General features: G+C 44.8%; 21 protein-coding genes and 2 riboswitches. Of the genes, 10 read left to right on the plus strand and 11 right to left on the minus strand.

Going from position 1 to position 23,501, the window contains the following annotated elements:
• The first annotated feature begins 53 nt into the window (after positions 1-53).
• Both MKY19_RS00500 and rluF read left to right on the plus strand, forming a co-directional pair.
• A complete protein-coding gene (locus MKY19_RS00500) occupies positions 54-2,381 on the plus strand; it encodes an ATP-binding protein (protein WP_339799647.1) in 2,328 nt (775 codons plus the stop codon).
• Positions 2,371-3,072, plus strand: a complete 702-nt coding sequence (gene rluF, locus MKY19_RS00505; RefSeq protein ID WP_076286905.1) for a 23S rRNA pseudouridine(2604) synthase RluF — start codon at positions 2,371-2,373, stop codon at positions 3,070-3,072. The genes MKY19_RS00500 and rluF overlap by 11 nt, the downstream gene beginning before the upstream one ends.
• 99 nt (positions 3,073-3,171) lie before the next feature.
• Here the strand turns inward: rluF and motB are convergent, their stop codons facing one another.
• Complete coding sequence (motB, locus tag MKY19_RS00510) at positions 3,172-3,990, minus strand: flagellar motor protein MotB (protein WP_042183946.1); 819 nt, start codon at positions 3,988-3,990, stop codon at positions 3,172-3,174.
• Positions 3,974-4,777, minus strand: coding sequence for a flagellar motor stator protein MotA (motA, locus tag MKY19_RS00515; protein WP_076286892.1), 804 nt, complete (start codon positions 4,775-4,777; stop codon positions 3,974-3,976). Before motA ends, motB begins: the two co-directional genes overlap by 17 nt.
• Before the next feature lie 206 nt (positions 4,778-4,983).
• Here motA and MKY19_RS00520 point away from each other — a divergent pair, with 206 nt between their 5' ends.
• Together MKY19_RS00520 and MKY19_RS00525 are read left to right on the plus strand one after the other, a co-directional pair.
• Entirely contained in the window at positions 4,984-5,277 is a 294-nt protein-coding gene (locus MKY19_RS00520; RefSeq protein ID WP_042131745.1) for a hypothetical protein, read from the plus strand.
• Positions 5,278-5,505: 228 nt separating this feature from the next.
• On the plus strand, positions 5,506-5,793 hold the full coding sequence (locus tag MKY19_RS00525) for a 4a-hydroxytetrahydrobiopterin dehydratase (RefSeq protein WP_042123209.1): 288 nt from the start codon (positions 5,506-5,508) through the stop codon (positions 5,791-5,793).
• 91 nt (positions 5,794-5,884) lie between these two features.
• On the opposite strand, the gene MKY19_RS00530 is transcribed toward MKY19_RS00525, so the two are convergent.
• From MKY19_RS00530 to MKY19_RS00555, 6 genes are all read right to left on the minus strand, one after another.
• On the minus strand, positions 5,885-6,241 hold the full coding sequence (locus tag MKY19_RS00530; protein ID WP_042183950.1) for a cytochrome c: 357 nt from the start codon (positions 6,239-6,241) through the stop codon (positions 5,885-5,887).
• Positions 6,242-6,368: 127 nt separating this feature from the next.
• Positions 6,369-6,854 (minus strand): GNAT family N-acetyltransferase, encoded by a 486-nt coding sequence (locus tag MKY19_RS00535; protein ID WP_076301049.1) that lies wholly within the window; start codon positions 6,852-6,854, stop codon positions 6,369-6,371.
• A gap of 255 nt (positions 6,855-7,109) precedes the next feature.
• Positions 7,110-7,601: a C40 family peptidase gene (locus MKY19_RS00540; protein WP_042183954.1), complete on the minus strand. Its 492-nt coding sequence runs from the start codon at positions 7,599-7,601 to the stop codon at positions 7,110-7,112.
• A gap of 5 nt (positions 7,602-7,606) precedes the next feature.
• Positions 7,607-7,748, minus strand: a riboswitch (cyclic di-AMP (ydaO/yuaA leader).
• Positions 7,749-8,107: 359 nt separating this feature from the next.
• Positions 8,108-8,536, minus strand: coding sequence for a C40 family peptidase (locus MKY19_RS00545; RefSeq protein ID WP_042193080.1), 429 nt, complete (start codon positions 8,534-8,536; stop codon positions 8,108-8,110).
• A 53-nt stretch (positions 8,537-8,589) separates the two neighbouring features.
• Positions 8,590-8,728, minus strand: a riboswitch (cyclic di-AMP (ydaO/yuaA leader).
• A gap of 214 nt (positions 8,729-8,942) precedes the next feature.
• Entirely contained in the window at positions 8,943-9,773 is an 831-nt protein-coding gene (locus MKY19_RS00550; protein WP_339268106.1) for a hypothetical protein, read from the minus strand.
• A gap of 11 nt (positions 9,774-9,784) precedes the next feature.
• The gene (locus tag MKY19_RS00555; protein ID WP_339799649.1) at positions 9,785-11,791 is read right to left on the minus strand and encodes a M1 family metallopeptidase; all 2,007 of its coding nucleotides are present in this window, start codon (positions 11,789-11,791) and stop codon (positions 9,785-9,787) included.
• 103 nt (positions 11,792-11,894) lie between these two features.
• Here MKY19_RS00555 and MKY19_RS00560 point away from each other — a divergent pair, with 103 nt between their 5' ends.
• Positions 11,895-12,401, plus strand: coding sequence for a YwhD family protein (locus MKY19_RS00560; RefSeq protein ID WP_076286896.1), 507 nt, complete (start codon positions 11,895-11,897; stop codon positions 12,399-12,401).
• 99 nt (positions 12,402-12,500) lie between these two features.
• On the opposite strand, the gene MKY19_RS00565 is transcribed toward MKY19_RS00560, so the two are convergent.
• Together MKY19_RS00565 and MKY19_RS00570 are read right to left on the minus strand one after the other, a co-directional pair.
• Positions 12,501-12,974 carry an AbrB/MazE/SpoVT family DNA-binding domain-containing protein gene (locus tag MKY19_RS00565; protein WP_076286897.1) on the minus strand — a complete coding sequence of 158 codons (474 nt, stop codon included), beginning with the start codon at positions 12,972-12,974 and terminating at the stop codon, positions 12,501-12,503.
• Positions 12,975-13,176: 202 nt separating this feature from the next.
• The gene (locus tag MKY19_RS00570; protein WP_339799652.1) at positions 13,177-15,237 is read right to left on the minus strand and encodes a PBP1A family penicillin-binding protein; all 2,061 of its coding nucleotides are present in this window, start codon (positions 15,235-15,237) and stop codon (positions 13,177-13,179) included.
• A gap of 224 nt (positions 15,238-15,461) precedes the next feature.
• Between MKY19_RS00570 and MKY19_RS00575 the strand changes: the two genes are divergently transcribed.
• From MKY19_RS00575 to argS, 3 genes are all read left to right on the plus strand, one after another.
• Positions 15,462-16,646 (plus strand): hypothetical protein, encoded by a 1,185-nt coding sequence (locus MKY19_RS00575; protein ID WP_339799654.1) that lies wholly within the window; start codon positions 15,462-15,464, stop codon positions 16,644-16,646.
• 326 nt (positions 16,647-16,972) lie between these two features.
• Positions 16,973-17,416, plus strand: coding sequence for a DUF1934 domain-containing protein (locus MKY19_RS00580; protein WP_339248356.1), 444 nt, complete (start codon positions 16,973-16,975; stop codon positions 17,414-17,416).
• Complete coding sequence (argS, locus tag MKY19_RS00585) at positions 17,413-19,098, plus strand: arginine--tRNA ligase (protein ID WP_339799656.1); 1,686 nt, start codon at positions 17,413-17,415, stop codon at positions 19,096-19,098. The genes MKY19_RS00580 and argS overlap by 4 nt, the downstream gene beginning before the upstream one ends.
• 127 nt (positions 19,099-19,225) lie before the next feature.
• Here the strand turns inward: argS and MKY19_RS00590 are convergent, their stop codons facing one another.
• Positions 19,226-20,395 carry a S8 family peptidase gene (locus MKY19_RS00590; protein WP_339804084.1) on the minus strand — a complete coding sequence of 390 codons (1,170 nt, stop codon included), beginning with the start codon at positions 20,393-20,395 and terminating at the stop codon, positions 19,226-19,228.
• A 458-nt stretch (positions 20,396-20,853) separates the two neighbouring features.
• Between MKY19_RS00590 and rpoE the strand changes: the two genes are divergently transcribed.
• Both rpoE and MKY19_RS00600 read left to right on the plus strand, forming a co-directional pair.
• The gene (gene rpoE, locus MKY19_RS00595; protein ID WP_042183972.1) at positions 20,854-21,405 is read left to right on the plus strand and encodes a DNA-directed RNA polymerase subunit delta; all 552 of its coding nucleotides are present in this window, start codon (positions 20,854-20,856) and stop codon (positions 21,403-21,405) included.
• A gap of 326 nt (positions 21,406-21,731) precedes the next feature.
• The gene (locus MKY19_RS00600; protein WP_042183974.1) at positions 21,732-23,339 is read left to right on the plus strand and encodes a CTP synthase; all 1,608 of its coding nucleotides are present in this window, start codon (positions 21,732-21,734) and stop codon (positions 23,337-23,339) included.
• Positions 23,340-23,501: the final 162 nt, after the last annotated feature.

The following is a 23,501-nucleotide window of genomic DNA, read 5'->3' on the forward strand; positions in this document are numbered from 1 at the left end:
TTTATTGTAGGCCCCGCAAGGATTTACCAGTGGATAAGAGGTGAACAAACAGTTTGTCCATAAAGACAAAACTATCTGCTATTATTTTTGGGGCGGTGTTGCTAATTTTAGCACTGAACCTGACATTTAACCTTTATGCCGCCCAAAATAATCTACGGAATGAAAGCATTAATAATATGCAACTAACCGCTATGCAAATGGCCGTTTCTGTAGAACAAAGTAACTATAGCTCTAACTATGTAGAATATCAAATTGCGCATAATTTAAGGATGGCGGCAATCTTTGCCTCCGAAGAGCTGGACCCCGACTATAGGAATGTGACGAATGAAGAACTTAAGGCCCTAACTTCCAAGGTGGGCGTGTCTAATATTTCAATTCTGGTAAAGACTGATAACGATATTGTAATAGCGAGGTCTTCGGTGCCTAGTGATATTGGGGTGTCCACAAAGGACTGGGGGTACTGGTATCTGGCCTTTTTGGAGTTGTTCGATAATCAGGAGGTATCCGTGGGTCAGGGGCAGGCCATGGACCATTTTTGGTCAGGCCCTTTTGATTATTCAACCTACAATCTCGATTTCATTGAAAAGTGGGGATATTACCATGATGAAGAGAGCAACTACATCATAAATCCTGTTATTCTCAATACTGCAGCCAGCGACTATGTCAAGATTACCAATCCCGATCAAATTGCAGCGCAGACTAAAGAAGCTAATCCAGGGATCTTAGAACTCACAGGATTTAACCCAGTAACATTTGGTTCAGCAAGTATGAAGGCTGACGGAACTGACACATTGAATAAGAATCTTGGTAACCGTCCCATTAAGTACGGCACCTATACTTATGGTAATGTGGAGCAGGATAGAACAGCGATTCTATTGGCTCAGGAGAAGCAGAAGCCGGTTACACTGGAGACGAAAGTGCTTGGAAAAAGAGTGCTCAAAAGCTTCATCCCTATCCAATCTCCTGGACTGAAAGCTTATGTGATTGGAGTCGTTTTGGATTACTCCGTGATTTCATCTGTGGTTCATGAACAATTAATTAATAATCTGACAACTTCACTGTTATTACTTACATTATTCTTGTTATGCAGTTACATACTGTCTGGATTTGTTACTCGTCCTATTCAGGCGATACTTGCCAAAGTGAACGATGTAGCTAAAGGGAAATTCGAGCCTCCACTTAAGGTAACTAGCCGGGATGAATTAGGGCAACTGGCAATACGAATCAACGCTATGACGGCTCATCTCATGCAGCGCACTAATCGACTCAAACAGACACTGGAAGAGAACCGAGCAGTTAAGGAGCATTTGGAATCGGTTATTAATGGAACCTCTGATGCGATACATACCATCGATATGGACGGCCGAATTACTAGTACGAACAGAGCCTTCGAAGAGCTGTATGGATGGAGTGCCAAAGAGGTGCTAGGGAATAAGCCTTACCTTGTGCCTGCGACAGCGCTTAAGCAGGAGGAAGAACGGCTTGATGCGTTAAAGAGTGGTGCGGTTCTACCACCAATTGAAACCGTAAGACTTAAACGTGATGGAACAATTGTTGAAGTTAGTGTTAGTACCTCAGTGATTCGTGATGAAGACGGGTACCCACATTCCTTTATTCACGTCTCACGTGATATGACAGAACGTAACCGAATGGAGGAACTGCTTAGACGCTCTGAGAAGCTGACTACAGTTGGCCAATTAGCCGCGGGAGTAGCTCATGAGATTCGTAATCCTCTTACGACGCTAAAAGGATTTCTGCAGCTTCAACAAGAAAAGCAGATTTTGGTTCCCCTCCATATTGAACTGATGTTGTCCGAGCTCGAGCGGATTAATCTGATCGTAAGTGAATTTTTGATTTTGGCTAAGCCTCAAGCTGTTCATTTCCAGGAAAAAGATGTGCGGGATATCCTTGGTGATGTGGTTTCTCTATTAGACAGTCAAGCTCATTTGTTTGGGATTCAGTTTAGTGCGACATTCTCTGAATATCCATCCACCGTACATTGTGAAGTGAACCAGCTAAAGCAGGTGTTTATTAACATCGTCAAAAATGCTATTGAAGCTATGCCTGATGGTGGTGTGATTTCAATGGAGTTAAGAAATACCTTGGATTCGGTCTTCATTCTTATTTCAGATCAAGGCGAAGGAATTCCTAAGGATATGCTGCCTAAGCTGGGTGAGCCCTTCTTCACCAATAAGGAGTCGGGAACAGGCTTAGGGCTAATGATTAGCCAACGTATTATTCAGGCTCATAAGGGTCATTTGGAAATACAAAGTGAAGTGGGTCAAGGGACAACTGTTATGATCAAGCTGCCTGCAGCTGGTACGGATAGCCCTTGGCTTAATATTAAGGATGAACGGAGTGAAGGACAACGTGAGAATTAATAAATTCATCAGTGAGACAGGGTACTGTTCACGCCGTGAAGCAGATAAGCTGGTGGAAGGTGGTAGAGTTACGATCAACGGACAACCTGCTGTGCTTGGCAGTCAGGCCGTTCCAGGCGATGATGTGAGAATAGATGGTGTTGCGCTTGAAACATCAAGCCAGACGGTTTACATTGCGTTAAACAAGCCAGTGGGTATCACTTCAACTACAGAGCAGCATATTAAGGGGAATATTGTTGACTTTGTAGGTCATCATGAGCGAATCTTCCCGATTGGGCGACTCGATAAGGATTCAGAAGGATTGATTTTGCTTACCAACGATGGGGACATCGTTAACAAGATTTTACGGTCCGAAGGTCGGCATGAAAAAGAGTATGTTGTTACTGTAGACAGACCGATTACGCCATCATTTATTACCGGCATGTCCAGCGGCGTAAAGATATTAGGTGAGAAGACGCTACCTTGTGAGGTCACTCGTATTACAGAGCGTGTATTCCGTATTATTTTGACGGAGGGTAAGAATCGTCAGATCCGCCGTATGTGCAGCGCTTTTGGCTACGAGGTTAGAAAGCTTCAACGCATTCGGATTATGAATATTCGTCTAGGGGCATTACAAACAGGAGAATGGCGTGAGCTGTCTGCTGAAGAGAAGCAAGAACTTGGAGCTACACTGAACTACGAACTTCTATAACTTAGAAAAGCCTAGATTTGAATACAATGTATAAAAAAAGAGCTGTTCCATCGGTCTAAGACCTTGGGACAGCTCTTTATGTTTGTAATAGGATAACCATTATTCATCGGAAGGAGCAATACCTGAGAACTCTTTGGTTTCTTGATATTTACGAATAATGGATACTTCAACCCGGCGGTTCTTACTTCGTCCAACAGCTGTTGTATTTTCAGAAATGGGGTGGTATTCCCCGTATCCAATCGCACTAAATTTCCGTGGATTCAGGTTCGTATTTGTTAGCAAGATCTTCATGAACTGAAGGGCGCGATCGGCGCTCAGGTCCCAGTTGGAAGAATAGTCGCTATTAGAGATAGGGATATTATCGGTATGTCCTTGCACGACTACATCATAATCCGGGAATTGCTGCAGCATGGTTGAGATGGACTTTGCTAATTGCCGAGAATCATCTTTAACTACTGCCTGTCCGGATGCGAACAACGCGTTATCACTTATCGTAATCATAAGCTGGGATTGATTGAGCTTAGTGCTGAGTAGATCGGTAAGGCCGTTCTTGCTGATATATTGATCAAACTGCTTCTTAAGCTTCTCTAAATCCTCTTGTTCCTTTTGCCGCAGCTTAGCCATTTCTGTTTGTTCATTTTTCTTGGTTACTGATTTATCCATTTGATCATTTTTTCCTAAATCCTCTTGACTCTTAGATGGCATTGCCGCCCGCTCTTCAAGAACACCTGTACCGCCATTAAGAGCAGAACTGAAGGCTTGACTCATCTCTTCGAATTTTTTGGCATCCGTTGCACTCATAGAATACATTACGATGAACAAGGCTACCAGAAGGGTCATAAGATCAGAATAAGGCAGTAGCCACGATTCATCGGCGTGTTCTTCATGCTCTTCGTGTCGTCTAGTCTTTTTGCTCACCCGATCCACTCTCCTTCTCATCATTTAACTTAGCTCGTTCCGAAGGTGTCAGGAAGACAGCAAGCTTCTGATTGATGGCAATAGTGGATACACCGGATTGTATGGACAAAAGACCTTCGACCATCATCATTCGAACTTCAATTTCACGTTTGGAAAGTCGTTTCAGCTTATTGGCAATAGGATGCCATAATACGTAACCTGTAAAGATACCGAGTAGTGTTGCGATGAAGGCAGCCCCGATTGCTGCAGCCAATTTGTTCATATCACTCATATCAGCCAGAGCGGCGATAAGTCCGATAACGGCCCCGAGTACGCCAAGTGTAGGAGCATACATACCTGCTTGTGAGAAAATGAGTGCGCCTGCTTTATGTCTATCCTCTGTGGCGTGGATGTCCTCCATGAGAACATCGCGGACAAAATCCTGATCATTTCCATCAATAATCATCCGCATGCCATTTCTGAGGAAGTTATCTTCTATTTCATCGACTTTCGACTCAAGAGCCAGCAGACCTTCACGCCGTGTAATAGAAGCCCACTCCATGAACATAGTAATTAATTCGGATTTACTGATTAATTTCTTTTTGACAAAAATCATTTTAAACAGACTTGGAATCTTCTTGACCTCCGAGAACGGAAAGGCCATAAAGATGGAAGCTGCCGTACCCACTAAGATAATAACGTAAGCAGCAGGTGTGGCTAAAGCGTGAAGAGGAGCGTGCTTGAGGATCATACCCCAAATAACTGCAACTAGACCAAAAATTAAACCAAGTATTGTTGAAATTTCCATTATGCACCTCGTCCATGAGATTATAAGATGTGTTCCGACAAAGCCGCGTATATCATCCTTGAAACAGCGGCAAGGCACTCTGTTCGAAACCGAATAACGTATATTCTTATTTATCGACATCATTCCGTTTTTTGTGAAGTCATTTTTTCGGCTATAATGGATAAGGTAAGTAATTATTCATCTGTGGAGAAAACGGAGTGATACATGTGGGCGTAAAGCATGGTAGAGATTACGGTGAAATCCTAACGGATTTGACTGAGGCTGTCGGAAGAATTTCCGATGGGTACTTATTTTTTGAAATGGATCCAGAAGAGTGGCAAGAATTGCCGCAGGAATCCAAGATGGAGGTATGGGAGGCACTGGCTGAGGATCTTTTCTTCGCGCTGGGTAATGAACCTATGATTGAGGTGGGGAGCGGCGTTATCATCTACGATAAGGACACGCACCGCATTAATATTTTAGTCGGAGAAGAGGATTTAGCCTCTGTTGTTTTGATTTAAGAAGAGGGGGCGGCGGGGCGTAATTTGCCCGTAGTTAGTAGCCCGTGTTAAAATTGGTGTAGCCGAGTTATAATCGCTGGGATTCTTGAATACATTTAATCGAAAATATTGCCTTTATCCTGGCACATCCCTTGGACCTCAGAAGCTAAGGGATGTTTTGTTTAACGAATATGACGAGTAAAGGGACCTGCGGATTTTACTGCAATTTTTAGTAAGGGAGGAAACGAATTGTTATTTACGGAAGAAGAACTGCGTGAGCAGATCAGCAAGCTGGAAGGTTGGAAGCTGGAAGAGAATACCATGGTGCGAAAATATATGTTCAGCCAATATATGAAGGGTATTGCTTTCGTTGATGAAGTAGCCACCATTTCAGAAGCCTTTGATCACCATCCACATATTACGATTGATTATAAGACAGTGACTTTACGACTGAAATCAAATGAGGAAGACGGTATTACAGCTCTAGATATTCGAGAGGCACATGAATTTAATGAAGCCTTTGAGAAAAATCGTTAGTGTCACCCAAACTCATAAATAAACGCCCGTGCGCAGATAGTGAACTATCTTCTGGCACGGGCGTTTTTAGTTGCTTAGGTAGTAGTTACTGTTACTTTTTCTCTGAGAGCCAGAGGGCGACGTTTGCAATCTCCTCAGGGGCTAGCTTTTCTTTAAAGGAAGGCATTTGACCGCGTCCTTTAGTGACGATACTGTAGATTTCTTCAGCATCATGCTGACCGCCTTCATTTTGAAGACTGGGTCCAACTCCACCTTGAAGCTGATCGCCGTGACAGGTGATACAGCTGGCTTTCACGGTTGCTTCGGCCTTTGCCGCATCCAATTGGACTTCCGGCATCGTCGGTTTATTCTGTTCAGCTACCTCTTCTTTACCTGGAAGTGTAAACATAAGTACTACCGCAAAGGCACAGGCGGCAAAAAACAAACCGCTCATGATCCATTTCTGCATCCCAGTTCGTCCCTTCTATGTAAGCTGCTCCCTACATTATAGCTCAAGGTGAAGCGTTATCATAGGGTTTGTGACAAAAAAATGAACGATAATGCCATCAAATCATTGAAAAATATGGAATTTAATATTATTTATCATAGACCATGCAATAAAAAGGTTTGTTTCCTGTGGGGGTTAGGCGCTCATACGTATCGGTAATCGTAAATCCACACTTTTGGTAAGTTCGGATCGCCCGCTGGTTCCAGGTCAATACCTCTAGATCAATCTCACGCTCAGGATAACGAATTAAGGCTGCTTGCACGATTGCATCCATGAATATTTTCCCTAGACCTTGACCGCATAGATCAGGGCGCATACCAATCCCCAAGCGAACAACACCTTCCATTGGAAACAACTGCGCGAATCCACACAAAATCCCTTGCCCATTTAGTATGGAGACATATTGCTCATTCCGTAGCTGCGGGTCACCGAACTCGATTCCAAGAGCCTGCATTTGCTCCCACGGCATCCAGCCGTAAATATTATAAGGGGCAGTGTAATCCCAGTTGCAAACCTCTTCCGCGTGACTGGTCTCCATAGGCGCTACATGAAAAGTAACAGAGGGATTTATCATAAGGTCAAGGACCTCCTTTCACGGGGGAACTTTAAATGTCTTATATTTGTAGCTTAAAATACTTATGGTCCTTATAAGGACATCGAAGGCGTTTATGCTTGTAACTAATTATATACAAAAAGAGGCATGGTCGACTCAGAAATTTATGAGGATTATTGTTTTACAAATTCTGAGAGGGGTAAATACTAAATAAGACAAAAAACAAGCTCTTCCCCAAGAATCAACATCTTGGAAAAGAGCCTATGTACGATTTACTTATTGAACATCATCATTATCTTCTGTCTCAGAAGCAACAGAATGATAAGCATCCGTGCTCATAATTCGTTTAGCACCGATGTAGCGTTTCACGTAGTAGCTATCACTCAGGGAGCTAATCGTTACACCGCGTGAGGAAGATGCGTGTGCAAACTTGCCTTCACCGACATAAATACCGACATGGGAGACACCCTTACCACTTGTATTGAAGAATACAAGATCTCCAGATCTTAAATCATCTTGGGAGATAGCAGTACCCATTTGATACTGGGAACCTGATTGGTGTGGTAGGTTTATACCAATTTTATCAAATACATACATTGTAAATCCGGAGCAATCAAATCCATTTGTGGAGATGCCGCCGGATACGTACTTAGTTCCGATGGTCTTGTCGATCACTTTATCCATTTTGGAATCCGCGAAAGCGCTTCCTGCTCCGATGGTGAAAATAATGGAAAAGCTAAGTACTGCTGCTGCTAGCTTCTTCTTCAAAAGTTTATACCCCTTCCGGATGCCTACGAGGTTAGCTTAAGGGTTCGGTTGAAGGTCCCCTATGACCCCTCTAAAAATGGAGGTCAATTCACCCAAAGTTGGTTCCCCCGTTTTCCTAATAGTTAGGAAACTCGGCTGATACTGTTGATTAGGAATAGCTTGTAATCAATACATGACAAAACCTTTGTAAATAACAACTTAATGATTACAAAAATGTTACTAAAATCTTACTGCAGTTATTGTAACAAACAGAGTGCCGCTTGGCAATCGTTTTTAACATAATCATGCAGAAAAATTCGTTTTTTTAAAGACAAAATGCATATGTAAGCGATAATATTAAACTAATTTTTATATTTATTGAAATTTTTATCAAATAAAAGTGTTTAAAGTCCGTTCTAGAGGTGTAAAGAATATAATAAGGCAAAAGAAAACCTGGATTCGATTAAGTCAATAATCAAACCCAGGTCTATATAATGTAATTGTGAGGTTATAGTTGTGGGGAAGTATTAATCGTAGGCTATAGCTTGATATGAGGAAGTACTCATTACTCTTTTAGCACCAACGTAGCGATTGGCCCAGTAGGACTGGCTAAGTGAAGTGATGGTCACGCCATATGAAGATGATGATTGTGCGAATTTTCCGTTTCCAACATAAATGCCGACATGGGATACGCCGTTGCCCAATGTGTTAAAGAAAACTAGGTCACCTGAACGTAATTTACTTTTGGCTACAGGAGTTCCGACATTATATTGAGCTTTTGAAGTACGGGGCAAAGAAAGACCCACCTTCTTGAATACATACGTAGTAAATCCAGAACAGTCAAACCCGGCAGTGCTAGTGCCTCCGGTTTTATAGGCAACTCCAATTGTCTTTGAAATAACACTGTCCATCTTAGAATCTGCAAAGGCACTTCCTCCACCAATAGAGAACGCCATCACAAGTCCTAGCGCCGCAGCGACGCATGCTTTTCTTAAATTCTTCAAAAAAATTGTACCCCTTCCAATGCCTGTGAGGTTAGCTTAAGGATTCGGTAGAAGGTTCCCCTATGATCACTGCAAAGCGAGATCAATTCACCCAAAATATGGTTCCCCCACTTCCCGGTGCAAGGAATTCGGCGTTTTATGCACCAGATAGTGACTTATCGACATGACTACGACAAATACATGAAGTTATGTAGAAATCGTTTCAAATGATTACAAACTTGTTACCAATGGAACAGGACTTATTGTAACAAAGTCTTTACGATTTTGCAAATCCTCATAATTTGTCTATAACGCGAAAGAGTCCCAGCTCCTGATTCAGGAACCGGGACTCTTATATTATGTTCTGTAATGCTTCAAATTATTGTGGAAATGCTTTACTTTGCCATAGATGATATTGAGCTGAAATTCCCCACATTTTGAAGAGTGTTGAGGGCAGTGATGAAAGTTGACGAATAAGAAGTGCTGGTAGGCCAGGACAGAAGATACCCGTTAGTCCGCACACTAGCAAAAGGATCAGGCCTGCTGCACCAAGTATGATTGAAATTCCTATTGCCGGAATCAGCGACTTCAAGCAAATGAATAAGGAGGAGAACATCCCCGTGCCGCTGGTATAACCAAACTGCATATATAGAAGGAACAGGCGCACGATAAAGATGTATATAAGCCATGCCAATACGTATGGAACTAGATGAAGTAACAAAGAGTAGTTCAGAAAGGAGGACAAGAATAGCCCGTACATTTTTGGAGCAAGCCAGTATAACGGAAGTAGAGCCAGCACCCATTCGATTAGACTGAAGATAAACACTGGAAATCCATAAAGCTTCATACCTGGAAAAAAGAACAGGCCACGCTCTCCTTTTCGCTCCTGATGGAGTTCATGCAGTAATCCTGCCCTTATGAAGGGGGAGAGTAGCAGTCGTAAGACAACAAGCCCTAGGAACATCCATAACCAAGTACGTATCGCAGGATCTGTGTTTAAGCTGAACTGCCCTTCGACATAATAGAGTAGTCTGCCCATTCCGCTGCCTCCAGCGTCTTTATCTGGATAACGTAGTAGAATTGGAACGATAGCAGACCGGATGAAGCCGTACATAAAGTAGCCCCAGAGCAGTCGGTAGATGAAGAGCAGAATCAGAATATAAAATTGCTCCTTCATGCTTTGCCAGCCGCGGGTTATCGATGTTCTCACAATCATTCACCTCACCAGACAAGAGTTCCGAGCACGGTTTCAACTAGTTTAGTTACACTTAATGTCCAGCGGGAGAGCGTTTTGGGCTCTATTTCCGCCAGTCTGAAGTTATTAAGATGTTTGTTTTCTAACAGAATGGTATGCTCAGGATCAACCTCAGCAGAGAGAAGAAGCTTATCGCTTAACAATTGGAAGGTAGTCTCTGCTCCTTCACCGCTCCAGACCCGCTCTGTAGCAGAGCCATCGGCGAATGTGAATTTAATGGGAACGTCAATGTAATGGCTCCCTTTGTTTGTAATCTTTACTATGGATTCATAGCTCTGAGCATCGCTGTTGCCATTCTTTTTAATCGTAATCGTATCTACTGAGAAATCAGGAGCACCACCACCATAAATATAATCTTCGAAATAAGGCTGCCATGATTTTTTGGTTACCTTCTCAATGACTTTTTGAAAATCAGACGTAGTGGGGTGCTGGAAACGGAATTTACGTGCGTAAGTGGACATGATGCTGTTCATTGCCTTAGTGCCTACTTGGCGTTCAATATCCTTAAGTACTAGCTTTCCGCGAATATACACATTCCGGCTATAGGATTCTGCCCCGGCATATTTCCATGTCTCTAAATTTAGCGGCTCTGATTTGGTCACCAAGCTGGACTGAAGTGGGAGATTCGTTTTGATGCCATATTCTTGTTCCATGAGTCTGTCTTCAGCATAAGAAGTGAAGCTTTCGTCTAGCCAAGCCTCTTCGAATTCATTGCTGGCTACCATGCCGTAAAAGTATTGATGGCCAATTTCATGAACGACGGTTCTTTCAAGTGAGGTGTCAGGAGAAGAGTCTGTGGCTCCAAACGCTGTAATGAGTGTTGGATACTCCATTCCTCCAGCCCCATTCCCCTCCTTAGGCGGAACGATAATAGACAGAGTCGAGTAGGGATAAGGACCATACCATTTGCTGAAGTAAGTCAGAGCTGCCTTAGCGGCCTGAAGGTATCGTTCCTTTAAGTCTTTGTGTAATGGATCGAGATACACCTTAATCCGTACACCAGGCACTTCTGGCGTAGAGAAGGCTTCTTCGGCTACTGTAAAATCAGGGGATGCCGCCCACGCAAAGTCATGGACATCGTCAGCGTAGAACTGATATATTTTTTGATCTTGCTTTAGCTTGGCATTCTTCACAGGAAATCCGGTCGCAGCTACCGTGTAGTCGGAAGGAACCGCAATCGTTACATTAAAGATGCCAAAATCGCTGTAAAACTCAGAGGTGCCGTGGTACTGATGCAAATCCCAGCCTTCCTCCTTAACCCCACGTGTGCCCATAGGCTCGTATACACTAAGTTTAGGGAACCATTGCCCAGCCATCACGAAATTGCCGGATGCGCCCATACGGGCAAATATTTTGGGGAGCTGAACCTCGTACTGGAGTTTAAGCGTGACACTTTCTCCACCATTAACCGGCTGTGGGAGATGTACCTTTAGGAGTGTCTTATCGTTGACGTTACCATCATCGGGTTGTACAAATTGCACTCTTTGCATTAGTGATGTTCCTTCTGTTGTGCGCAAATCGGTTAAAGTCATACTTCCGAAGCCATTCTCTGGCATGGTGTCACCTCTGAGCGTTCCTCCGGACTCCTTCATAAAGGTAGTATCTGGTGAAGCAAAAGCATTTGGATACATATGGAAATATAGATCACTTACCGGTTTTACACCGGGGTGTGTCCAGGTTACCGTCTCAGAAGCGATTAAGGTTTCTGTATCAGGAACAAGCTGAACATCGATGTGATACTCGACAACTCGTTGACTTAATGCCTCTTCTGCTGGAACGGGGGCGCTTTCAGGCAGTGTCTGTTGTGGTGCAGCTGCAGGAGCTGTGCCGCTTGAGGACTTGGCCTCTTTTGAAACAAAGCTAGTAACAGAAGATGTGGAGTTATCCCCCGAATAGACCCATATGCCTCCTAATAGCACGAGGGTGGCCAGGGTCGCAAAGATGATGATGTACCTTAATGACAGTGACTTCATAGTGTGATTCCTCCCGTGACAAGCATCTACGGGATGTATATGTTTGCAATCGCCGCATTATTAGCTAAAATTAAATTATTCGTAAGAGGAAGGGTGTGCACTCGTGGACAACATACAACCGGAGGGCAAGAAACAGATTGCCTTAAATATTGTGAATGCCAAAAGTAAACATAAAGGCTTTGGAGCGGGCTCTATAGAGCTCAATAACGTATCGCCTGTCATTATTGATGGCGGTGAAGCAGTCATTGATATTGGTGCCATGCATGCCAAGAGTAAGGTTGAAAAGGGGATTAAATTCTCCATGAACCGTGAAGATGTACCTAATGGTAGACAGGTTTGGGTAGTATGGGTAGCAGTGGACCGTACACAGGATAGTCAATTCTATGGTGGAATAACGGCCTGCGAAATGTGGATCGATACGGAAGCACGTCGCGGTTGGAAAATTCTCGCCGAGCATGTCAATAAGTTGGATGCTGCTCTAAAACGCAAAATCGATGTGGGAGGGCTTGGCACAGTTGAAAAAGCTGCCCTCAAATCCCTCTTGATCTCTCATAATGAGGCATGGTGGACTGCGTCCTCCGATGAGCTTAAGGCTGCACTGACCGAGTAGGAACGATTACCCGGTCAAGGTTACCTGATACAGAAAAAGGCTTCGACATCCTGAAATAGGAGAGTCGAAGCCTTTTTGAATTGAACACAATGAATTAGTTTACGATTTGCCTGCCGTACTAAGTTTGCGTTTTAGTTGACTTACTCTAGCTTGACTGATCCCAAGAATTTCAGCAAGCTCTTTCTGATTGGCATATGGATGTTCTTCTATGGCCCGCTCCAGGCGTTGGCACATATCCTCTGTCTTCGTCTTCCGGATAGTGCTGCTGTGCTCTGACACTTCGCCTGCAAAATCTTGGCGCGCCTCAGGCACTTGAGACATGCGTTCAGGGTCGGCAATTTCTTTTAGACAGCTACTGCAAATAAATTGCTCTTTATAGTAGGTGACATGGTCGTGGCTTCTGCAAAACGTACATTCTGTCGAGGTGTACTTCCTGAGTATGATGGTGTTATCGTTTAATATAAAAAATTCGATAGGATCACCAATGTCGATATTACGAGTCATACGGATTTCTGCGGGAACCACAATTCTCCCAAGACTGTCTAAACTCCGGATCATGCCTGTATCCTTCATCCCATGTCCCTCATTTACATCTTTATATTTTGGTTGCTACTAACTATTATAGCAGTAATTGTGAGTTAAGAGAATGGGGTGAATATAATTAATGAAGCGGTTACATCCTTTGTGGGAGAAGTGAAAATCGAGTTTGGCCATCCTATGGATTCTACAATAAATAAGTAATAAAAAGGAAAAACCTCTTCAATTAATGAAGAGGTTAATTCAACCACCAGCGTTTAATATTGTTCCACAGGGAACGACTTTCTTCAGCAGGATCTACTTTGCTTTGTACATCATCGACAGCGGGAGCTTTGCCATGTTGATCACAGTATTCGGTGGGCTCAGTTCCACTAATGAAAGTCTCCAGTTCTTTTTCGGGACAGGCTGCTGTAGCTAGCTTACCGGATTGCGGATTGATGTATACACTGACTACGCCATCTGGAATGGGAAAAATCTTAGGCGGGATATTTTCCAACGCTTTTTCAGTAAACTCCGCGAAAATTGGAGCTGCCCGTCGGCCATCGGTAGTTGTGATGTCGCGCCCCTTGTCATATCCAACCCAAACTGCAGTGGACAGCTCGGGGGTGAAGCCTACCATCCAGCCGTCTGTATCCGTAGTTCCAGTCTTCCCGGCTACCGGACGTTTGATTATAGAAGCTACGCGATTTCCTGTCCCCCCAGTCTCAAATACCCCCTCCATTAAACGGGTCAACACATAGGCGGCAGAAGGTTCTACAATGGCTTCACCCTTTGGCTGTGGTGCTTCATACAGCACCATACCATTAGAATCCGTTATTTTTAGAATGGCTGTGGTGGGCATTTTCTGACCACTGTTTCCAATAACAGCGAATGCCGCAGCCATTTCTAGCGGACTGATCGGTGAGGTACCGAGTGCCAGTGACGGCACGCTTTGAAGCGGACTATCAATGCCCATCTTGCCTGCCATCTCGCTCACCTTATCTGCGCCGATCTTCATGATCGTATTCACAGCATAGATATTGTCGGATGCTGCAATGGCTTGTCGCATATTGATTTCGCCCAGATACTTATCCCCGAAGTTCCGAGGCTGGTAGGTTTTGCGATTGTTATCATAATGGAACATCGTTGGCTGGCTTTTGAAAACGGAAAGACCAGTCATCTCTTTAGAAGAGAGTGCTGCTAAATACATGATCGGCTTAAAGGACGAGCCAGGCTGACGTGTGGTGGCTAGAGCATGGTTGTATTGGTTGGTACGATAATTTTTTCCGCCGACCATAGCTTTAATGTAGCCAGTGCGAGGATCGATGGAAACAAGAGCGGTCTCCAGATCACTCTTATGATCCATCTCTTTGTCGACTGCTTGTTCTGCGGCATGCTGCATGTCAGGGTCAAGGGTAGTGTAAACATTTAGTCCCCCTTGTTCCAGCTCATCACTGCTGATGTGAAGAGATTCTGTGGCCAGATTGCGGATATAATCTCTGAAATAAGGTGCAACCACAGTGGTATCCTTCTGGCCTTGTGGTTTTAAGTTCAAGTCTTCCTGAACAGCCTGTCCTGCTTCTTCTTGTGTGATTTCTCCTAAATTGGTCATGACAGTCAAAATGATTTTTTGGCGTTTTTTAGCGTTGTCTAAATGATTGTACGGCGAATAATAGGTTGGTCCTTTTGGAATTCCAGCTAGCATGGTACTCTCTGCCAAGTCTAAGTCTGCTGCAGATTTACCAAAATACATTTGAGAGGCTGCTTCAATGCCATAGGCACCATGGCCATAGTAGATGTTATTTAAATACATGTTCAAGATTTCATCTTTGCTGTATTTCATCTCGAGCTGCATCGTATACAAGGCTTCTTTAGCTTTACGCGTCCACGTCTTCTCGTGGGATAGATAAAGATTTCTCGCGAGCTGCTGAGTTAGCGTGCTAGCCCCCTGCGTTCGGTTTCCCTCTTCCAGATTGACGAGCACGGCCCGAGCCATTCCCTTCATGTCAAATCCGGAATGCTCGTAAAACTTACGATCCTCGACGGCTAGTGTGGCTTCAATGAGCAGGGGAGAAATTTGACTTAATTTGACCGGTTCACGGCTACGCCCGTCTGAGGTAAAGGTGGCAAGAATATTGCCCCTTGAGTCGAGTAGCTTGGAGCGCACATCGTCGCCAATGGGAGGGAGATCTTTTTGGTATAGGTAACCGAGCAGAGCTCCCGTGGTCAGTAGAAACAATATAATCATGGCTACCAGCAGCCGGAATAAACGGCGGAAGCGGCTTTTTCGTTTGGGTGGACTCGTTGATTCACGTGACATGACACCAGACTCCCTTCTCCTTGTATTATGGGAAAGGAACTGGAAGGATATTCATTGTATAATTAGGTGATCTGTTAAAGGGACTATCACCGGAGGAGATTTAAATAGGAGATGACAAACTGTTTCCATTTTGTGACTATTCAATGGTGGATCATGCGTGCTTCAGGAGGTATAAAAGAGTAGAGATTGAAAGCTAGGGTATATATACAATAGGAGGTGTCACTATGAACTGGACGAAAAAGATTCATAGAACGACAATAACCGCCCTTTCGGCGACGCTAATAATGGTTTCAGGCTGGGGTGCATCAGCTTCTTCTGTACATGCTGCTGCATCGGCTACACCTGCGGCGTGCGGCACTGGAGATCATGGGCTACTACAGTCTCTGCAAAACAAGCATTCAGGAGACGTATCCACACCGCTTACCTTTTCTGATGTTCAGTTTCTGAATGGAAATATCGGACGGGCAGCAGGCAATGGATTTATGATTGGCACTTCTGATGGAGGCTGCAATTTTCAAGAAATTTATGAAGGCCAATGGAGCTTTAAACAGATTGATTTTCCCGATAACGTGCATGGTTTTGCCCTTGCTTCTGTAGAAGACGGTCAAGCTCGATATTTAATCAGTACCTCTAATGGCGGCTCAGAATGGAAAAGACTTTCGAATAAAGCTGTTAGCTTTGAAAGAATCGATTTTATCGACAGTAAGATTGGTTTCGGGTATAACAGGGCATCAACGTATTACACCAAGGACGGGGGACTTAGCTGGAGTAAGATTTCAACCCCATCCAATACACGCGGTGCTTATTTCAGTGATCGTAATACCGGCTGGGCCGTTGTAACTGTGCCTGGAACCAGCTACCGGGTAATGAAGACCGCAGATGGTGGCAAAACTTGGAGTTTATCGTTAAAGGTAGCCTTTACCGATCCAGAGTATGGGCAAATCACTTCAAAGGGAGATCAAGTTGATGTGGTTCTCTATGGCGGCTCAGGGATGAGTCAAACCTCATACTCCCTATATACAAGTACGAATAAGGGTAAAAGCTGGAATAGAGTGATCGCTCAGGAAACTGCTGGGGGTGGGCCTGCTCCGGGTAGTGGAAGAGCTGTAGTAAATAAAGGGCCTGCGTCTGGCAGACCGGGAAATTTGGAGCTGATAGGGAACAATACGGCCTTCTTGGTGGGTTATTCCGACGCAGCAGAAAAAGTAGCGGTAGGACGCACATATAACGGTGGTAAGCAGTGGACCAATCTTCCGGCGATTGCTGGGTATGAAGGAGCAATCTCGTTCACTAGTAATAAAGAAGGCTGGCTAGCCGTTCGCGAACGCGATTATTCATCGTTATATGTAACTAAAGATGGCGGCGCATCTTGGCAACTTAGATTTTCGTTGAAAATTTTGTCCTTGTAACGGGCGGGTTAGTAAAGGTAGCGAGCATAGCTTTTAGTTTTCTAAACGGTTCCTAAGGAACCGTTTTTTTTGTGATTATGAAGTTGGTTGCACTTGTGTACAGTTTTACTACATGTTCCAAGTGTGCTTTTATCCATCAATATGGTAAAATTTTATGAGCTAAGCTAGATCTAATGGATTCTGAGATTGAAATGCTTCTTTGAACTGGATATAGTGTACAATGGGAAAGCGAATAGGCCTTTGAATGAATATAAAAATGTTTAAGTTTTACGACAGGCGTTTTTCTTATGCAGAATGCAGAGGCTTGCAGAATGGAGGAACGTGTGATGCCCGAACTACAGTCTAACAAATATGACGTCTCTATTACGCTCGTGAGCCTTCAAGATGGTCAGCGGAATGTTATGAAAGCGAATGGAGAGGTAGTATCCAAAGGACCGCATCTATATATTCAATATGAAGAGTTAGAGCAAGGCCCTCGAGGAGAGGAAATTTCTGTTCGTACAACAATAAAGATTGCAGGCAATCAGCTAAAGCTAATCCGCCACGGTGGGATACAGTCGGAACAGAGCTTTCAATCCGGACGGCGTCTGCCGGGATTCTATCGTTCACCATATACACAGTTTAATCTTTCTACAGAAACGAACAAGCTGGACGTGGTGCGCGAAGGGCGCTCCCTAACGGTTGCATGGGAATATGATTTGTACGTATACGAGGAATTGTCAGGAAAGTTTGCTATTAGTTTGCATATACAGGAGGAACCGAAATTATGACACAGAGAAAGAATCCGTTGGAGCTAGTGAATGAACGGGTAAAAGAAGCCATTGCCGATGCAATTGTAAATGCAGGAATTGTTGCACCGGAAGAGGTTCCGGATATCGTACTGGAAGTACCAAGAGATAAGGCACACGGTGATTTGGCTACGAACGCTGCTATGCAGCTGACCAAAATCGCAAAACGTAACCCGCGCCAAATTGCTGAGGCAATTATAGAACATTTGGATACTAGCAGCGCTTCTATTGAAAAAGCTGAGATTGCCGGACCAGGCTTTATTAACTTTACGTTGTCCAAGAATTATTTGTATCCAATTATCAGCCTTGTTGCTGAGCAGGGTGATGATTATGGCCGCATTAACATCGGTCAAGGTCAGAAGGTTGAAATGGAGTTCGTCAGCGCTAATCCAACGGGTAGCCTTCATTTAGGACATGCTCGTGGTGCTGCTGTCGGCGATGCGCTTTGTAACGTACTTGATTATGCAGGCTATCAGGTGACACGGGAATATTATATTAATGATGCCGGTAACCAGGTGGTCAACCTGTGCAAATCCATTGAAACTCGTTACCTGCAGGAGCTGGGCCAAGAAGCAGAAATGCCTGAAGACGGTTACCATGGCGAGGATATTAAGGGATTTGCTAAAGAGCTTGTGGCTGAAAAGGGTGATACACTACTCGAAATGAGCCCGAGTGACCGCGCAGCTTTTTTCCGGACTTATGGACTTAATAAAGAGCTCGATAAAATCAAACGTGATCTGGGACTATTCCGCGTAAACTTCGATATCTGGTTCAGTGAGACTTCCCTGTACGAGAACGGAGAAGTGTTACGCTCGCTAGACGAGCTTCGTGATCGTGGAGAAGTTTATGAGCAGGATGGGGCAACCTGGCTGCAAACGACTAAGTATGGCGATGATAAAGACCGCGTTCTGATTAAGAACGATGGCACATACACCTACCTTACACCGGACATTGCTTATCACAGCGATAAGTATGGCCGTGGTTACGATAAAATGATTAACATTTGGGGTGCGGATCATCATGGCTATATTCCGCGGATGAAAGCGGCGATGTCAGCACTTGGCAATGATCCTGAGAAGCTAGTGGTTCTGATTGCTCAGATGGTCAGCCTGTTCCAGAATGGTGAAAAGGTTAAAATGTCGAAACGTACCGGCAAAGCGGTTACGATGGAAGATTTGATGGAAGAAGTAGGAATCGATGCGATTCGTTATTTCTTCACCATGCGTAGCATGGATTCCCATCTCGATTTCGATATGGACTTGGCGATCTCTACTTCTAATGAGAACCCTGTATTCTACGTTCAATATGCGCATGCGCGTATCTGCAGCATCTTCCGTCAGGCAGAGGAGCAAGGGATCTTCATTCCTGATTACGCTGAGATTGACTTCTCCAAGCTGACAGCAGTGCATGAATATGACCTGCTGCGCAAAATTGGTGAGCTCCCAGCAGAAATTGCTGTTGCGGCTGAAGGTTATGCTCCACATCGCCTCATCCGTTATTTATATGAGCTGGCTGCGATGTTCCACAGTTATTACAAAGCTGAACGTGTAATCACTGAGGATGCCGCTCAAACCGTGGCACGACTTGCACTGCTTGGTGCTGCGCGTACCACCATTGCTAATGTCCTGCGTCTTGTTGGTGTTTCCGCACCAGACCGCATGTAATTCAACATCAAACGACAAAAAATCCGCCTTCCGGTTCTCTGGGAGGCGGATTTTATTTTGTGCCGTTCTTCGCACCGGCACAAGCTGCGCTCACGTCAGAGTGACCCACCCGGTGCCCGGGTAGGGTCTATACGTTCGCGGATACCGCCCGCTTGGCCCTCACTCCTGCTTTCAGCAGGCGTAGGGCATCGGCAGCGCCGCCGCCAAGGGATGCGCGTCGCTGCCCCTTGCGCAGCCGCACCGGGGACGCGGTGCGGCGCAAGAGCAGCTTCAGCTCCCTTGGCGAAAGCCCCGGTCGCACCGAGAGCAGCAGTGCAGCGGCTCCCGTGACATGCGAGGTCGCCATGGAGGTGCCGCTCATCTCTTTGTAGCCCTCCTTCAGCCAACAGGAGGTCACGCCTTCGCCGGGGCCATAGACATCGATATAAGAACCGCGGTTGCTGAAGCCAGCAACACGATGTCTTTTATCGATGGCACCCACGGCAATCGTCTCAGGATAACGTGCGGGGTAGTCTCCGCCACGTTTTCCATCATTCCCGGATGAGGCGATGACAGCGATTCCGGCTCGGTACGCTTTAATAACCACATTGTGAAGCGCTTTGCTTCTAGTTTTCATTCCGAAGCTCATATTGATGATATCAATTTTATTCTGTACGCACCAATCAATGCCCAGTACAATGTCCGATACATACGCGGAGCCGCTATGATCAAAAGCCTTGACTGGATATAGCAACGCTCGTGGAGCCACTCCCATCATACCGCGTGTTCCTCCTGCCGCAGCTAGAGTGCCGGCGATATGAGTCCCGTGTCCATTATCATCTAGCGGCAACATTCCGCGGTGTAGTAAGTTGACCCCAGAGGCTAATGAATGCTTCAGATCGGGATGGCGGTAATCAGCACCTGTGTCGATTACGCCGATTTTGACGTGAACTCCGGTTGATTTGGACCATGCCTGAGGAGCATGAATGGCTTTTACTCCCCAAGGGAGTGTGGCGGTACCGCTCTTTTCGTTAGCTATGGAATGGATTTGTATTTGTAGATCCTCTTCGATATTTAGGAGGTCTGCAAATCGGTTCATTAGTTTTCCAGCTCCGGCAGCAGGCACAAAAAAGGCCCGAATCAGCGGAGATACCTGCACTTGCCGCAGCTCAGGCTGCTTCGCTTTCAACGCCTTCCATTGTGTAAAAGCTCCGGCATACTGGCGGGGATCATTGAAGGTAAGAATACGCCGCTCACCATTGTTGGGGGCAACCGATATTTCTTCAAGAAGCATGTGCCAAAATTTGTAATAGTCCATAGGTTTCGCTGTCCCCTCCTCGGTGCCCTGCTGCCATATTGTATGAGTGGAAGAGGGGGTCCGAATGGGAACTTGCCCTTTTTTAACGAAATGGGCTGCCCATCGTGTCAAAAGACGGCGCTTTACATAAAATAGACAGAAGAGATTAACACTCTCTTTGTAACATCACGTAAGGAGCCGATCCTTGGCGTGGATACAGTCATGCGCGGAGGGTTTCCTCCGCCTTTTTTTATTTAAAAGGAATTATAAGTTTCACACGGGTACATATGTTATGGGCTTATCCTTCTTCAAGATGGAGACAGGTTTCTGCTATGGATAACAGCCTGAAGGCTCTTTCTGTCAGCTGTTACCGCTTTTGACTTGCAATTTGTTGTCAAATAGGTTTTACTTAGTTTTGTTAATGGATATTATTGAAATAAACCGTAATGTGAACAATGCGTGAGAGGAAGTGTCCTTTAGTGAGTACGCCACTCAATTTAAAGCTAGACCCTGAGAAAGTTAAAGAAATGCCGATGGTGGATTTGGCCTTTCTAGTGCTTAAGGCAGCCAATACACCGTATTATTACCGTGATCTGATGGTCGAGGTAGCCAAGTTGCGCGGCATGACCGATCAACAAAGCCAAGATACTATTGCCCAGTTATATACCGAGATTAACATTGATGGGCGTTTTGCCTGTGTCGGAACCAACCTTTGGGGATTGAAACGCTGGTATCCTCTAGAGCGCTCTGATGATCCGGTTGGTAACACCAAACGCGTGCGTATCATCAACGATGAAGACGATGATTTGGAAGATGACGACTTTGCTGAAGAAGAAGAAAACTACGCTGCTGAAGAAGAGGATTTCGACGCTATCGACGAAGATCGCGACGACCTCTATTCCGACGACGACAGCGAAGAAGAAGTCGACGAAGATGTCGTGATCGATGAAGATGACATAGACGAAGATGACTCAGATGAAGATGATGCAGAAGATGACTCAGATGAAGACGATGCAGAAGCTGACAAGTAAGATAAATAATTTCAAAGAGTCTTGCTGATGGTATAATTCCTCCCTTGACAGTGGGGGAACGTCAGAGTAAACTATTGCATGGGCTTATCATGTAAGTTAATAAACGCGTTTCTTAAAATAAAAAGTGCCCCGGTTCTACGGGTGTCACTTTTTTGTTTTTTTAGATGCAAAGTAGCTGTAGTTTTATGTAATTTGCGGGACAACGTTTTATGTTTTCCCCGGTGAATCAAACTTTTGATTTCCCCTGTTTTGATGATGGTAAAACGGGTTACGATAAACACCATGCGCCGCTTTTATGTCTGGACTTTATTTAGGAGGGTTTTACAGTGACAAAGTATATTTTTGTAACGGGTGGCGTTGTGTCTTCCCTGGGCAAGGGCATTACCGCCGCTTCGCTGGGCAGGCTGCTCAAAAACAGAGGTCTAAAGGTAACGATTCAGAAATTTGATCCGTATCTTAACGTAGACCCTGGAACGATGAGTCCTTATCAGCACGGTGAAGTATTCGTAACCGATGACGGTGCGGAGACTGACCTTGACCTTGGACACTATGAACGGTTTATTGATATTAATCTGTCAAAGAACAACAATGTGACGACAGGTAAGATCTATTCATCCGTAATCAGCAAGGAACGTCGTGGAGAGTATTTGGGCGGAACTGTACAAGTTATCCCACACATTACGAATGAGATCAAAGAACGCGTGTTCCGTGCAGGCCGCGAGACCAACTCTGATGTTGTAATCACAGAGATTGGTGGAACCGTAGGTGATATTGAAAGTCTTCCGTTCCTGGAAGCCATTCGTCAGATCAAGAGTGATATCGGACGGGAAAATGTGATGTATATCCACGTAACCTTGATTCCTTATATCAAGGCTGCTGGAGAAGTGAAGACAAAGCCGACACAACACAGTGTTAAAGAGCTGCGCAGTATCGGTATTCAACCGAATGTCATCGTGTGCCGTACGGAATATGAGCTTTCCGCAGATATGAAAGCGAAGATCGCACTCTTTTGCGATATTGATGCTAATGCTGTTGTGGAATGCCGCGATGCTTCAACGTTGTATGAAGTTCCATTGAATCTTCGTGATGAAGGATTGGACGAGATTGTTGTTAATCATTTGAAGCTTACGACACCTGCACCAGATATGCGTGAATGGGAAAGTATGCTTGAACGGATTCAGAAGCTTGAAAAAACAGTGGAAATTGCGATTGTTGGTAAGTACGTAGCACTGCATGACGCTTATTTGAGCGTTGTTGAATCACTTTCACACGCAGGCTTTGCTGCTAATGCAGAGGTTAAGATTCGCTGGGTGAATGCAGAGGAAATTACGGATGAGAACGTGGATGAAATGCTGCGTGGTATTGGTGGTATTCTTGTTCCTGGTGGTTTCGGTGATCGGGGAATTGAAGGTAAAATCTCTGCGATTCGTTATGCCCGTGAGAAATTGATACCTTTCTTCGGAATTTGCTTAGGTATGCAAGTTTCCGTAATCGAATATGGCCGTTCTGTTCTAGGTCTACAAGGTGCGAATAGCTCCGAAATCGATCCGAACACACCATATCCACTGATCGATCTGCTTCCTGAGCAGAAGGATATTGAAGATATGGGCGGTACTATGCGTCTTGGCTTGTATCCTTGTAAGATTGCTGAGGGTTCCCTGGCAATGTCTTGCTACGATGATGAACTGGTTTATGAGCGTCACCGTCACCGGTATGAGTTCAACAATACGTACCGTGATGAGATTGAAAAAGCAGGTCTGGTTATTTCCGGAACCTCTCCAGATGGCCGTTTAGTTGAGATCGTAGAGCTTCCGGGACATCCTTGGTTCTTGTCGGTTCAATTCCATCCGGAATTCACTTCACGTCCGAACCGTCCACAACCGTTGTTCCGTGATTTCGTCAAAGCTTCTTTGACTCATTCCGAACAGCAGTAATTTTGTAAATATAATCGGAACCTGCGGGTTCTGTATCAAACCTGAAGAGCCTCCCATAGGAGGCTCTTTTTTTTAACTATTCAAAAGTATAAGTTGTTCATCTATCCTTTATGTCTAATATTTTTCGCTTAAACGCTTACCGTCCTTATAGGGACGCCGAAG

The organism is Paenibacillus sp. FSL R5-0744 (assembly GCF_037972555.1).
In the GTDB taxonomy this organism is placed as follows: domain Bacteria; phylum Bacillota; class Bacilli; order Paenibacillales; family Paenibacillaceae; genus Paenibacillus_AQ.

What these genes read in the sequence shown, in the direction of transcription:
- motA (WP_076286892.1), bottom strand. Translation starts at nt 4,777, where the DNA reads ATGGAAATTTCAACAATACTTGGTTTAATTTTTGGTCTAGTTGCAGTT.
- MKY19_RS00530 (WP_042183950.1), bottom strand. Translation starts at nt 6,241, where the DNA reads ATGCAGAAATGGATCATGAGCGGTTTGTTTTTTGCCGCCTGTGCCTTT.
- MKY19_RS00535 (WP_076301049.1), bottom strand. Translation starts at nt 6,854, where the DNA reads ATGATAAATCCCTCTGTTACTTTTCATGTAGCGCCTATGGAGACCAGT.
- MKY19_RS00545 (WP_042193080.1), bottom strand. Translation starts at nt 8,536, where the DNA reads ATGGCGTTCTCTATTGGTGGAGGAAGTGCCTTTGCAGATTCTAAGATG.
- MKY19_RS00555 (WP_339799649.1), bottom strand. Translation starts at nt 11,791, where the DNA reads ATGAAGTCACTGTCATTAAGGTACATCATCATCTTTGCGACCCTGGCC.
- MKY19_RS00565 (WP_076286897.1), bottom strand. Translation starts at nt 12,974, where the DNA reads ATGAAGGATACAGGCATGATCCGGAGTTTAGACAGTCTTGGGAGAATT.
- MKY19_RS00570 (WP_339799652.1), bottom strand. Translation starts at nt 15,237, where the DNA reads ATGTCACGTGAATCAACGAGTCCACCCAAACGAAAAAGCCGCTTCCGC.
- MKY19_RS00575 (WP_339799654.1), top strand. Translation starts at nt 15,462, where the DNA reads ATGAACTGGACGAAAAAGATTCATAGAACGACAATAACCGCCCTTTCG.
- MKY19_RS00580 (WP_339248356.1), top strand. Translation starts at nt 16,973, where the DNA reads ATGCCCGAACTACAGTCTAACAAATATGACGTCTCTATTACGCTCGTG.
- argS (WP_339799656.1), top strand. Translation starts at nt 17,413, where the DNA reads ATGACACAGAGAAAGAATCCGTTGGAGCTAGTGAATGAACGGGTAAAA.
- MKY19_RS00590 (WP_339804084.1), bottom strand. Translation starts at nt 20,395, where the DNA reads ATGGACTATTACAAATTTTGGCACATGCTTCTTGAAGAAATATCGGTT.